General features: G+C 58.9%; 13 protein-coding genes. 7 read left to right on the top strand and 6 right to left on the bottom strand.

Features of this window, described 5'->3' with window-relative positions:
- Position 1 precedes the first annotated feature (1 nt).
- From KI610_RS14695 to nosZ, 4 genes are all read right to left on the bottom strand, one after another.
- Complete coding sequence (locus KI610_RS14695) at positions 2–976, bottom strand: hypothetical protein (RefSeq protein ID WP_226495709.1); 975 nt, start codon at positions 974–976, stop codon at positions 2–4.
- A gap of 163 nt (positions 977–1,139) precedes the next feature.
- Positions 1,140–1,910: a c-type cytochrome gene (locus KI610_RS14690; RefSeq protein ID WP_226495708.1), complete on the bottom strand. Its 771-nt coding sequence runs from the start codon at positions 1,908–1,910 to the stop codon at positions 1,140–1,142.
- A 111-nt stretch (positions 1,911–2,021) separates the two neighbouring features.
- Positions 2,022–2,318 carry a c-type cytochrome gene (locus KI610_RS14685; RefSeq protein ID WP_226495707.1) on the bottom strand — a complete coding sequence of 99 codons (297 nt, stop codon included), beginning with the start codon at positions 2,316–2,318 and terminating at the stop codon, positions 2,022–2,024.
- 96 nt (positions 2,319–2,414) lie between these two features.
- On the bottom strand, positions 2,415–4,697 hold the full coding sequence (nosZ, locus tag KI610_RS14680; protein ID WP_226495706.1) for a Sec-dependent nitrous-oxide reductase: 2,283 nt from the start codon (positions 4,695–4,697) through the stop codon (positions 2,415–2,417).
- 198 nt (positions 4,698–4,895) lie between these two features.
- Between nosZ and KI610_RS14675 the strand changes: the two genes are divergently transcribed.
- The 7 genes from KI610_RS14675 (at position 4,896) to KI610_RS20175 (ending at position 11,164) form a co-directional block, all read left to right on the top strand.
- Entirely contained in the window at positions 4,896–5,366 is a 471-nt protein-coding gene (locus KI610_RS14675; protein WP_226495705.1) for a hypothetical protein, read from the top strand.
- Positions 5,367–5,969, top strand: a complete 603-nt coding sequence (locus KI610_RS14670; protein ID WP_226495704.1) for an SCO family protein — start codon at positions 5,367–5,369, stop codon at positions 5,967–5,969.
- A 14-nt stretch (positions 5,970–5,983) separates the two neighbouring features.
- Positions 5,984–6,451 carry a copper chaperone PCu(A)C gene (locus KI610_RS14665; RefSeq protein WP_226495703.1) on the top strand — a complete coding sequence of 156 codons (468 nt, stop codon included), beginning with the start codon at positions 5,984–5,986 and terminating at the stop codon, positions 6,449–6,451.
- Positions 6,452–7,295: 844 nt separating this feature from the next.
- Positions 7,296–8,318, top strand: coding sequence for a helix-turn-helix transcriptional regulator (locus tag KI610_RS14660; RefSeq protein WP_226495702.1), 1,023 nt, complete (start codon positions 7,296–7,298; stop codon positions 8,316–8,318).
- Positions 8,319–8,546: 228 nt separating this feature from the next.
- Positions 8,547–9,143 (top strand): hypothetical protein, encoded by a 597-nt coding sequence (locus tag KI610_RS14655; RefSeq protein WP_226495701.1) that lies wholly within the window; start codon positions 8,547–8,549, stop codon positions 9,141–9,143.
- A gap of 79 nt (positions 9,144–9,222) precedes the next feature.
- Entirely contained in the window at positions 9,223–10,110 is an 888-nt protein-coding gene (locus KI610_RS14650; protein ID WP_226495700.1) for a hypothetical protein, read from the top strand.
- A 445-nt stretch (positions 10,111–10,555) separates the two neighbouring features.
- A complete protein-coding gene (locus KI610_RS20175) occupies positions 10,556–11,164 on the top strand; it encodes a hypothetical protein (protein ID WP_404827412.1) in 609 nt (202 codons plus the stop codon).
- A gap of 116 nt (positions 11,165–11,280) precedes the next feature.
- On the opposite strand, the gene KI610_RS14640 is transcribed toward KI610_RS20175, so the two are convergent.
- Together KI610_RS14640 and KI610_RS14635 are read right to left on the bottom strand one after the other, a co-directional pair.
- Positions 11,281–11,814, bottom strand: a complete 534-nt coding sequence (locus tag KI610_RS14640; RefSeq protein WP_226495699.1) for a response regulator transcription factor — start codon at positions 11,812–11,814, stop codon at positions 11,281–11,283.
- Positions 11,811–13,070, bottom strand: coding sequence for an ATP-binding protein (locus KI610_RS14635; RefSeq protein ID WP_226495698.1), 1,260 nt, complete (start codon positions 13,068–13,070; stop codon positions 11,811–11,813). Before KI610_RS14635 ends, KI610_RS14640 begins: the two co-directional genes overlap by 4 nt.
- Positions 13,071–13,131: the final 61 nt, after the last annotated feature.

Here is a 13,131-nt window from a genome sequence, read left to right as displayed (position 1 = left end):
ATTACTCGGCGGTTCCTTCGCGCAGCTGTTTGCGCCGGATGAGCAGGGCCAGCATCATGCAGATGAAGATGGCGACGAGCAGGCCATAGCCCCAGTACGGGTAGGAGAAGGTCGAGAACTGGGCGACCTTGCCTTCGCCGAAGACGGTCGGCATGAAAGGCTTGACCGTGAAGGCGCCCCACGGGTGCATGTTATGGCCGAAGAACCACAGCCAGCCGGCGTAAGTGATGACGAAGAAGACCGGGAGCAGGGCCGGGACCAGCGCCAGCAGGAGCTGGAACGGCTTGATCTTGGCGGTGCCGGCGATGACGATGCCCATCACGGCGATCAGGCCGAAGATGACAACCTTCGAGATGTTGCGGACGTTGTCGCCCCAGACGTTGATGCGATCCATGTCCTTGAAGAAGGTGCCGGATTCCTGCATGTAGGCCTGGACGTGGCTTTCGAGGTGGCCGAGCATGAACTGGTCGATCAGCATCCAGGCGGCGACGGCGGCGAAGCCGGCGCTCAATATCAAAATTCGCGGTTTTTTCCGGTTGACCGTGAAAGCGACGAGCATCACGGCAAAGAAGCCGAAGAAGAACTTGGCGAGCGGCTTTTCGACCGGTGCGCCAGTGGCGATCGGGAACATGCCGACGTAGTGGTTGATGGTGTTCATTTCATGAACGCAATCGAGGCCTTCGGCACCCTTGTCGACGTTCTTGGCGGCGTCGAGGATGGGGTTGTAGCGCTCGTCGTCGTGGGCGAGATCTTTCTGGATGATCTCGTTGGCCATCCGGGTGCCCTTGCCGGCCGCCTTGCAGCCGTTATAGACGCCATCGAAATGGAAATGGATGCGGATGCCATCGGGGAAGGCATCGGGCGGGTAATTCGGGGCGGTCAGCGAAACCCACCAGATCGGAGCGAAGTAGGCAGCGACCAGGCAGATCAGGGAGATCAGGGTCAAGCCACCGATGATTTTGTTTTGTTTTTCCATTTTGCTGTTCTCTGCTCTTGTTGCGAACCTCGATTCCTCCCCCTTTATGGCCCGAAGTGCTGGTGCCCTAGGGCAAGGAGGAGGTCAGGGGGGATGGGTTTATTTGCGGACAACGAAACCCATCCCCACCCCAACCCTCCCCTTGAAGGGGAGGGAGCCTTGCTTACTTCTTCTTGCCGCCGGCTTTCGGCTTGCACATGTTGCCCGGCATGACCAGGCTGGACTGATAAGCCGAGATGGAAATCAGCTGGTCATCGGTGTACTTCTTGATGATCTTGACCATGTCCGGATTGGCGTTGCGGCGATGGCCGTTGCGAATCTCGGTCATTTGGCGCAGCAGGTACTTGTAGTGCTGGCCGGCGATGACGGGATAGAACTTTTCCTTGTTGCCTTCGCCATTCTTGCCGTGGCACTCCAGACATTCCTTCTCGTACAGCGCCTTGCCTTCGGCGATGCGCTTGTCGGTATCGGCCGGTGCCTTCCAGTTCTTGTCCATATTGTCGCCCGGCTTCGAGTCGTAATGACCGTGGTCGAGCGGAATGCACAATTTCTCGATGTAGGCGGCGACATTGGCCAGTTCCTGGGCATCGGTCAGCGTCGCGGCAAACGGGTACATCGTCGGGTTGTCGCGCAGACCAGCGCGGATGTCGGCCATCTGCTTGATCAGCACGGTGGTGTGCTGGCCGGCGAGTTGCGGGAAGGTGCCGTCAGGACGACCGGCACCGGACGGCAGGTGGCAGGCGCCACAGGTTTCGTAACCTTCTTCGCCAGCCTTGGCGTCACCTTTTTTGGAGAGCGCTTCGCTCTTCTCGCCGCCCTGGGCGTTCCACTTGTAATCCTTGCCCTCGATGCCTTCGGTTTTCGGGGCCGGCGGGGCGGCAAAAGCGATGCCGGCGGTGAGCAGACTGATCAAAAGGAGTGATGCTTTTTTCATGTTCGGTTTCCTTTTATGGCGAGTGATTCGAAACGCTGAAACCATTGTTGCACTTTGAATATCAGCGTTCTTTGATGTTGGTCAGAAGCCGGAAAAACCGGCTTCGCATGATCACTTGAGTTTAGACAGGTATTCGGAAATAGCCTTGATTTCCTCGTCATTGACAAGATGCATGACGCCCTTCATGGCGGCGGTCTGGCCGTTGTTGCGGGCACCACTCTTGATGTCCTTCATTTGCGCTTCGGCGTAGGCGGCATTCTGACCAGCCAGTTTCGGATAGTTCGGCATCAGCGGCTTGTCAGCCTTGGCGCCGTGGCAGGCGTTACAGGTTTTTTCGGCAAAAAGCTTGGCACCGTCAAGTGCGGCGAAGGCCGGCGTGGCGACGAGTGCCGCTGCGATCAATGTCATTACAAATTTCATGGTTATTCCCTCCTGAATGTGAAACGGGGAACAGATTCGCTCTGTTCCCCGCTGAATGCCTTAAGTCAGATCAAGACTTTTGGCTTACTTGACCTTCTTGGCGCCGTTCTGCTCAAGGTAGGTCTTGGCACGCAGACCGATGTCGGCAGCCTTGACCTGGTATTGCCAGACTTGCTCGGCCCACAGATTCGCCTGGTCCCAATCCTTCTTGGCGGCTGCGGCTTCGTGCTTGCCCTTGGCTTCCTTCATCTTGTTGAGCTGGTCGGTGGCGTCATCGACCATGTTCACCACATCCGGGAAGTCCTTGAAGTTGACGCTGGTGATGTAACCAACGACGGAATCAATGACGACCTGGGTGTCGGCAACCTTCTTGACCGTGGCCTTGTAGTCGGCTTCGGTATAGACGGCCTTGGCCGCTTCAACCTTGCCCGGCTTCCAGCCCTTCGGCTTGACCAGCAGGTAACCCTGCATTTCAAGGTGCAGTGCGGAACAGAACTCGGTGCAGTAGTACGGATACACACCTTCCTTGTCGGCCTTGAACTTGACGGTCACTGTCTTGCCTGGCTCAACCGAAGCGTGCACGTTCATGGTCGAAACGGTGAAGCCGTGGGTTTCGTCCTGAGCGCGCTCAAGGTTGGTCAGGTGGATGGTGATTTCGTCGCCGACTTCAGCTTCGATGGTTTCCGGCGTGATGTGCGAACGGATCAGCGTGCCCTTGACCTCGATCTTGTTGCCCTTCTTGGTTGTCACTTCTTCGCCAGCGCGAACCATGCCCGGATGCGGCTTGTCGGTGCGGGAATCGGTACCGACCTTGTAGCGCACGCCCGGCTTCAGCTTCGAAGCTTCGATGGCGACCACGTAGTGCGGCTCACCCAGCGGCAGCGGCATGTCGTACAACAACTGCATCTTGTCGTTCGAAATGTCGATCAGCTGGTGGTTCTGCGGATGCAGCGGACCAACCGGCACGAAGCGGTCGATCGCCAGCTTGTTCAGCGCAACCAGGTAACGACCCTTCGGATCGGCCGAGTCGCCTTCCATGGTCATCAGGTGACCGATGTTGTAGTGCACGGAGATCTTGTCGAGCACCTTGCCTTCGCAGTGGTTCCATTTGACGACCTGCGAATCGACATACAGCGAGGTGTAGGCGATACAGGGCTTGGAATCGTACTGGGTGTGCAAAGGACCAAGGCCGAGCTGAACCTGGGTGTGCAGCGCATCCTTCATGCCGATGACCGGAATGCCGTACGGATCCTTGGATTCGAACTTGCCGGCCTTGATGGCGGCCTGAATCTTCTCGAAGGAGTAGACCGACACGTGAGTGTCGAGCTTGCCGGCGACGGTCAGGAACTTGCCGTCCGGGGTGACGTCGACGCCATGCGGCGACTTCGGTTCCGGAACCAGGAAGAGGATGCCTTCCTTGATTGCCGTTTCCATCATCAGGACCTTGTGGCCGTTGATGGTCTTGGCTTTGCCGGCAGCAACCAGTTCGGCCGCCTTCTTCCAGTTGATCACGTGCAGATAATCGGTGTCCTTGGCGGAGCAACCGGCTTCATACGGCGGACGACCCTTTTCGATGCCGCCGACGTAACGCTCGGAACAGAACGAGTTGGTGAACGACCAGCCGTCTGACGGGCCTTTACCAGCGTCGGACAAGTCCTGCGAGTACGGCGGCAGTTCGAGCGAGAAGGACTCCTTCGGATTGATGCGGCCTTCCTTGCGGTCGAACTTCCAGTAGGTGACGCCGCCGCGATACTTCTCGTTGAACTCTTCGAGCGGGTAGAACTTCTTGTTCTCAAGCGGCGAGGCGTACTGGGCGGCTTCGATGATGTAGTCGGTGTTCGGCGTAACGAAAGCGCCGCCGTGCTCAGACTTGAAGATCGGGTTGACCACGATCTGCTTGGTTTCGAAGTCACGCAGGTCGATCACGGCGAGGCGCGGATTGGCCTTGTCGTTGATGAACAGGAACTGGCCGTCGTACTTGCCCTGGGTTTCGGAGATGGCCGGGTGGTGCGTATCGCCCCAGTTAATTTCCTTGCCGTCGATGTTGCCCTGGCGCAGCACGGACTTGGAGTTTTCATCGAAGCCGTAGCCTTGCCACGGTTCCGGCGTGAACACACCGATGTACTTGAGGATACGCATGGACGGAATGCCATACACGATGATCTGGCCGGACTGGCCGCCCGAGCTGAAGGCGACGAATTCGTCGCGCTTGCCGGTCGGGACGTAGGTCTTCGACGCAGCGAGCAGATCCTGCTGGCTCAGATTGCGCCGTTTCATCACGTCCTGCAGCGATTCGGCGGAGTACGCCGTCGCTGCGAAACCGGCTGCCAGCAGCAGCGCGGTAGATTTCACTACAAATTTTTTCATCTCTATTTCTCCCATGAGCACCAGAAGCAAAAAACTCCTATTTCCCCCATTGGCGCCTGCGACATAGCGTCACTGCGACAATTTGCCGCACACTGTATTCTTGGCCGACTGTGAAAGAATTGATGTTTGTTAAATCCAAACGCATGCGTTCGGCGACAATCCGTTGATCCAAATGAATCAAGGTCCAGAAGCACACTTGTGAACAAGAAAATACTGATTGACGTCATTGGTCTGGAGTTGATCGCGCTGGTTGTGATCATTGGCTACAAACTGTCGCCGATGCTGTTGCCGAAAGCTGACATCACCGTGCAGCCCGATCCCGTCTGCAATCTGCAGCGCGAGGCGTGCACCGTGGCCCTGCCGTCCGGTGGCAATGTCACTCTGTCGATGGGCACGCGCCCGATACCGCTGGTCAAGCCGTTCGAAATCCAGGTAGCGACCAGCGGCTTTTCGCCGGCCCGCGTCGAGGTCGATTTCTCCGGCATCGAGATGAACATGGGCTACAACCGCCCGCAACTGGCGGCGCGCGGCGAGGGCAGCTATGCCGCCGAGGCGACGCTGCCGGTCTGCATCACCGGCAGCATGGACTGGCAGGCGACAGTGCTGGTCGAAACAGGCAGCGAGCGGGTGGCGATCCCCTACCGCTTTTCGACCGGGGAGTCGCACTAAATGGTTGAACGCATACTGATATTTGTCGCCGGATTGCTGGCGGCAGCGATTGTCGGCGTCGCGCTGTTCTGGCAGCCCGAGATGCCAGAGCGGCCCCTGCCCAAGGCGGTCATCGCAGCCGGCGGCGATTTCACCCTGCAGTCGGCGAGCGGCCCGGTGGCGCTCCAGAACTACCGCGGCAAGCTGGTCCTCGTCTATTTCGGCTACACCTTCTGCCCGGACATCTGCCCGACCTCACTGGCCGCGACGGCCGAAGGCCTCAAGCAACTGACGCCCGAGGAACTGGCCAGGGTGGCGATGATCTTTGTTTCGGTGGATCCGAAACGCGATACGCCGGCCCGGCTGGCCGAGTACGTCGATTTCTTCCATCCGGCCATCGTCGGCGTTACCGGCACGCCGGAAAACATCGCCGAAATCGCCAAGCGCTACGGCGTTTTCTACGCCGAACAGAAAGTGGAAACAGCCGGTGGCGGCTACGTTGTCGACCACTCGGCCGACACCTTCATCGTCGCCCCGGACGGCCAACTGGTCGGCAAGATGGCCCACGCCACGCCGCCCGATCAGGTCGTTGTCGCCATTCGCAAATACTTGAACCAACCCTGAAGGAGAGTAAGCCCATGAAACAACTGTCCCTGCTCGCAGCCAGCCTGATGTTCTCGGCCGGTGTCCTGGCCGGCGCCGCCGACAACGTGTCGGTTCAGGACCCGTATGTCCGCCTGGCCCCGCCCAACGCCCCGGCCACCGGCGCCTTCATGGTCATCAAGAACAACGGCGACAAGGACGTCAAAGTGGTCAAGGCCGACAACCCGGTCTCCAAAGTCACCGAACTGCATACCCATATCAACGATGGCGGCGTCATGAAAATGCGCCCGGTGCCCAGCATCGACATCAAGGCCAAGGGCGAAGCCGTCCTCAAGCCGGGCAGCCTGCACGTCATGATGATCGACATCAAGACGCCGATGAAGGAAGGCGACGTCGTGCCGATCACCCTGAGCTTCGACGACGGCAGCACCAAACAGGTCGACGCCAAGGTCGTCCGCCCGATGGCCGCACCGATGCCGGCGGCCATGGAACACAAACACTGATTTTGATTTTGGCCGTTTTTTCCGGTTGACCGTGGAAGCCTGCGGTCAGCCGGTTAGCCGGCCATTCACACACTGAACCGAGCTGAAATCATGTTCATGGTTCTATTCGTTCTGATCGTCGTCCTGCTGCTCTATTCGTTTTTCGCCTGAGCTACTCAGGTTTTGACCGGCCGTTTCGACAGTTTGCGCTGCAGCGTGCGCCCTTACGTTTCTTTGAAAAACCGGCGAGCCGCTGTGCCCGAGACTCGTTGTTGGTCGCTGCCCAGCACCAGCCGAAGGGATGTCCCGACATCTTGAGCAGCCCACGACAGCCTGTTATGGATTGACCGTACCCGCCTGCCGGAAAGCCCTCGCGCCCAAATTTCGCGCCATGCACGCCGCCAACAACTTTGTCTACAGGTCGTCTCAAGGCGAGTAGATAGACCGGGAGCAGGGTTGCAGGGCGCGTGGTCGAGTGCCGCAGTCATATGTGCTCGACTTTGCTACCCGTGCTTTTCCACCAACCGAACTCCCACGGTCAACCGGAAATATTGCCCCAAATTGAAATGGCCAGCCGACACAGCCAAATGTCACGTGCAATGACGTTGAACTTTTTTATGCCGAAGGCACCCAATCGTCATCGCGGAGAAATGTGTGGCATCAATACTCCATTTTCATTTTTTCGACTGAATAACCAGCTAACGGGCAACACAAGACACAACAACACACAAAATCGGGGGTAGACCTATGAGTGCATGCAGCCATCACAACCCGGCCGGCAGAGGCAGTCGCATTCGCACCAAGCGGCTGACCTGACCCTTCCGCTGCCAAGTCACAAGTTTATCGTCGCATTCGCTGCGCGCCCATGGCACCCAACACCTCCGACTGGCTGGCCCATATTGCTGACATGCTGGGCGCCGAGGCGAGTGGCTCGCTCACCCTGCATCCTGATGGCAGCCACAGCCTGATCGCCGATGGTCACAGCGACAGCGCCATCGTTCAATACCGCGACCATTTCAGCCGTCTCGACCCCCTGCAAACCCTGCTCGACGAGCGCCCGGCTGGTCGCGCCATCGTCATCGACACCACCCGGCACCCCGCCTACCTGGCGCGGCCGGAGCTCTGCCACGACTACCTGCGCCCGCACGGCATCGACCATGTCATCGCCGCCCAATGGCGCCAGCCGGACGGTACGCTCAACATCGTCGGCTTCCAGCGCTTTCATGGATCTGAGCCATTCTCCGTCGGACAAGGCAAAGAACTAGACCGCTTCATCCACCACTGGCGCGTCGGCAACGCAACGCCAGCGCCAGAGGGGCTGGCCGCCCGCCCGGCCAACTCCCGCCGCAACTGCGACATCGCCGCCCAGATCAACATTCCGCTGGCCGTCGTCTCAGCGAGCCTCGTTGTCGCCTGGGCCAACACCGCAGCCCACGAACACCCCGGCACCGCCTGGCTGGCACTGTTCGAGAAACATACCGCCTCGCAAGCGGTGACCGTCACCAGACGCCGATTGCTGGAGCTAGTCGGCACCAGCCTGCGCCAGCGCTCGACCGCAGAAGCCCTCGTCGCTAGCAGCGACGACACCTGGTTCGCCTCGGCCACCCCGGTCGTCGGCAAGCCCAACCTCGCGCTGCTCCGCATGACTGCCATGCACCACCTCGCCCCCGGCATCCGCAGCCGCCTTGAACACCTCTACGGCCTCACCCGCGCCGAAGCCGAATTGACCGTGCTGCTCGCCAAGGGCGAAAGCCTGGAGTCCATCGCCTCGGCCCGCGCCGTCAAACTCGACACCGTGCGAACGCAGTTGCGGACGGTTTACAAGAAGACAGGGACGCATCGGCAGGGCGAGCTGGTTTGTCTGGCGGGGGCACTGGGCAACGTCTAGTGCCTGGCAGCGCATACCCCAAATGGGTAATGCGATAGGCATGACGGCAAATTATGCTGTGGCTCAGTGCACTACCCGAAAATTACGGCCAATGCATCAGCCCTGAAGGACTCAAGTCATGCATCCCCAACCCCATCCAGCCAATCTCGGCCACATACAAAAAACTGTCCGCAAGGTGCGAGGCGCGCTCCACTCAATCAGTGTTGCTGCGCTGCTTGCCCCGCGAGCGTGGACGCTTCGGCGCTGGTCAATGTGAATGTGCACGCCGAGTTCCCGGCCAGCGGATTTGCCAGCGGCCCGGTATACGGCACCTCTGGCCTGCAAACGTTCGACGTTGTCTTCCAGATAGATGAAACCTTGGCCACACATTACTCAGCAGGCTATGCCCTCGTCCCCGGCAGCTTCGAGCTGGCCCACGACGTGTACGCCATAGGCTACGAAGCCATCGTCAGCGCCTCCTCATTCGGGTTCGGAAATCAATTCTTTCACGGCACCGATCTGAACAACCTGTCGTTCGCACTGCTCCAGGGCGGCAACCTGAACGCACCGATATTCCTGACCGACCTGACGCCCGGCACCTCACCTCTCATCGAAGTGATAGTGGCCCCCAACGCCGAACTGGGCTCCTACACCTTCGGCCCCTTCGTGCTCGGCGAGCCGCGCGCAGTGTCGCTGACCAACGAAGCCCGCATATTCGACGGTGTGAATATCGCCTCCGGCACCGTGCAAGTCAGCATCTCGGCCGTACCCGAACCGCAAGCCGGCTTGATGATGGCACTGGGGTTGTTGCCGATATGGTTGGCACGAAAAGGGCTGCGGAGTTGAGTGGTGGGGCAACGAAAAAAAACGGGGTCCGACGACCCCTATTGCTCCGGTTACATCAAGCTAATCCAGGAGGAAATCGATGAAACAGTACGCGATTCTCACTTACATAACACTTTTTTCTGTGTCAAGTGCCCCCGCCTTGGCACAGTGCCCATCCTGCGAAGCGCCACCCGCGCTAGATTGTCGAATCAATTTTGATGGCGTGAGTGTGCCACTAACCACATACAAGCAACTCGGGTGCCGAACAGACATAGTTGCCAGCTACGGCGAGAGCAAAGTCAATACCTGCCGACGGACATTCGGCCCGCCCTTCCTGCTGGTTGACATGGCACTTACTGACTACTCGTCTAACAACGGATGGCGGAGCGCGAGCCGATATGCGAGTGGCGCAAAAGTTGACTACAAAGAGCAAATCGAAGAGACCTATGATCAAGCTATTGAAATTGCCGGAAAGTATGGGGATACCGCAGCCGAGGCAAAACTAAAAGAAATGAAGAAGCGACACTTAGATTTGTCGATTCAATACAGCACGAACCAGGACTCAATTGAGCTGAAGGTTGAGGCGGCGGGTCACGGATGGGCTCTTGATCGGAAGAGAGGCTGGCAAGACTCAAGCATAGAGGTAGTCGTGGCCTGTATCGCACCAGTAAACTTGCTTGACCAAATCAAGGCTCATGTGGGACTGAAAGGGGATCAGTTTACGCTGACTAACAATTCAAGTGCATCGTTCTATGCCCACTATGGCTTACAGGATGATAAGACGAAGTCGTGCCCTTCGGCGACCCCTGCAATTACTGTTCGAGTGAATGCCAGAACCTCTGAAACGATCCGATTGCCTATAAACGGTAAGGTTTGCATACGCTACTACAACAAGTCTCCAGCAAAACCTAGTCTCACAAAAAGTTGTGAGTACACAGTCGGCGCAGTAGAAAAAATATCAGCGCTTCCAACTCAGTGTTCAAACTAGGGGACGAACATGCATCACACTACATCATTGCAACACCTATTCGCGTTGAGCTTAGCGATAGTTGTTACTACATGCGCCAATGCACAATCACTAAATGAGTGCAATGCTTCCGCGAAGCTCATTAAGTCTGAACGCGCAGTTGCAGGCTCACCAAATTGGAAGTTCACATTTCAGGTGTCAACAACTTGCGACGCTAGTAGCGGCTCATTCGAGTATGAATATCGAATTAGTGGAGCTGCTGGCGGCGGCTCCTCGCGAACGGTCCCCTCGTGGAATGCAGCGAACGGACGTACGTTTCCCTGGACAGATGAAGTACACGTCGGAACCGATCGTGAAGCGGAGTTTGCGAGATTTGTCCCTGGCACATTTGGCTCAAAGCGGATCCGATAGAAACCAAAAATAGAACAATAGGGGGCTGGCCCCAATTATTTGCAAAGGAGTCCACATGTCTTCCAGAGCCCAATCAATTCGTTGCGTGCTAGCTACTTGCGCGATGACTGTGATCTCAGTGGCCGCTCACGCCGACCACTTCTACACTACAAGCCCCACTGGTGAGCTTGCCCAGAAGGCAGGGTACAAAGTGGAAGGTGTTGCGGGGTTTGTATACAGCAATCCTTCGCCGAACACAGTCCCACTATATAGGTGGTTCAAATCGACAAATGGTGCACACTTCTACACGACGGATGCGAATGGCGAGATCGCTGGTTCGCAGGGCTACAAAGCAGAAGGCATCGCATTCTATTGCGCAGCATCCGCACGGCCTGGCACCGTTCCGTTCTACAGATGGTTTCGGAAGACAGATGGAATGCACTTCTATACAACCAGCGAGAGCGGCGAATTGGCACCATCAGTAGGCTACGCGAAGGAAGGCATAGCCTGCCACATCAGCAACAGCCAAACTCCCGGCACCACGCCATTGTTTCGTTGGTACCTTCCGTCTGCCCTCGGCAGTAAGCCAGGACATACAACTAGTCAGGATCCAAGCTGTGTTTGGGATTGCAGAAACGACCCTGCAGTTGGCATGCAATGCCAACAAATCTGCAAGGGTCGGTAAAGCGGCGTCCGTTGCTACCGTTTCGGCGGGTTAAAGTAAGTTTGCCAATTCGCGACAATCCTCAGTCAAAAAAACGGCATTGCCACGGTCAACCGGAAAAAAGCCAAAAATCGAAATCAGGTCTTGACCGGCCGTTTCGACAATTTGCGCTGCAGCGTTCGCCGATGCATCTTCAGCGCCCGGGCAGTGGCTGAGACGTTGCCGTCGTTTTCGTTGAGGACGCGATGGATGTGTTCCCATTCGAGGCGGTCGACGGACAGCGGTTCATCCGAAGCCGGGACGTCGAAATCCGGGCCGTCGTCAGCGTCGAAGGCCGTCAGGATGGCTTCGACTTCGACCGGCTTGGCGAGGTACTGGACGGCGCCGAGCTTGACCGCGTCGACGGCGGTGGCGATGCTGGCGTAGCCGGTCAGGACGACGATCCGGCATTCCGGGTTGATGGCCAGCAGTTGCGGGATCAAGGCCAGGCCGGAAGTACCGTTCAGGTTGAGGTCGAGGACGACGCGCCCGGCCTGCATTTCCTTTGCTGCGGCCAGTGCCGATGTGGCATCGAGGGTGCCCCGCGCCGGGTGGCCGCGCCGTTCCAGGGTGCGGACGAGGATGGCGTTGAAGCTGGGGTCGTCGTCGATGATCAGCGTTGGTTCGGTCATGTCTTTATCCGGGGTAATTCGATGCGGGCGAGGGCGCCCCCTTCTTCGGGATTGAGCAGCGTCAGGGTGCCGCCGAGTTGTTCGACGGCGCTGCGCGTCAGCATCAGGCCGACGCCGCTACCGCGCTCGTGGGCGGGAAAACTTTCCTGGCCGCCCAGTTCAAGCACCTGCTCGGGAAAGCCCGGCCCGCGGTCGCGGATGTCGATGCACAGGTTGTCGGTGCACCAGCTCAGGCGTATTTCGAGCGGGATGGTCGTCGCGTTGGCGGCGTTGTTGAGGAGATTGAGCACGGCCTGTTCGAGCCGCGGGTCGGCGACGATTTCCGGCGCCTCGCCATCGCTGGCGACGATCAGCCGGCTGCTGGCTTGCGGGCGGGCGGCGTGCCAGTTCTGGCGCAGGTGGTCCAGCCAGCGGTTGGCGGCCTGCAGCGGCGAATTTTCGAGGCGCTCGGCCCCGGCCCGGCGCGACAGGCCGGTGACGATTTCCTTGCAGACGGCGATTTGCTGCAGGAGCAGCCTGAGGTCGTCGCGAGCTGGTTCGTTCAGGCCGGGATCGTTGGCCAGTTCACCGGCGAGCAGGGTCATGGTGCCGAGCGGCGTGCCGAGTTCGTGGGCGGCGCCGGCGGCCAGCGTGCCCATGGCAACGACCCGTTCATCGCGCAGGCCCTGTTCGCGGGCGGTGGCCAGTTCGGCATCGCGCTGGCGAATGACGCGGGTGGTGTGCACGATGATCCAGCCGATCATCACGGCCGAGACGACGAAAATCAGCCACATGCCGCCCAGGTGCAGGCGCGTCGCGCGCGTTGCGTCGGGCATCGGTAGCGGGACGTAATAGAGCATGAGCAACGAATAGGCGGCAATGGCGACGGCGGTGACGATGGCCACGCAACGCGCCGGCAGGGTCAGCGCGGCGACGGCGACTGGTGGCAGAAGCAGGGATACGAGCGGATTGGCGGCGCCGCCGCTGAGGAAGACGACGGCGCTCAGCATGCCGACGTCGAACAGTAGCTGGCTGAACAGTTCGTTGGCCGTGGCAGTTTGCGAGCGGATTACCCGCCACTGGGCTATCGCGTTGAACAGCAGGGCGATGGCGACGATGCCGAGGAGCGGTACCTGCGGCACGGGAATGTCGAGCAGGCCGGGGCCGACCATGATGAGTTGGGCCAGCACGGCGAGCACTACCCAGCGACCGATAACCAGGCGGCGCAGGTTGGCCAGGTGGTCGGTATTCGCGGTCGTGCACGGGGTAAATGCCATGGGCCGAATTATGCGTGATTTGTGTCAATTTTCAGTCGCTTGAGAGGTGCGACAATTCGCC

This window comes from Ferribacterium limneticum, from assembly GCF_020510565.1.
GTDB classification, from domain to species: Bacteria; Pseudomonadota; Gammaproteobacteria; order Burkholderiales; family Rhodocyclaceae; genus Azonexus; species Azonexus limneticus_B.
This window is presented reverse-complemented; position numbering and strand designations above follow the sequence as displayed.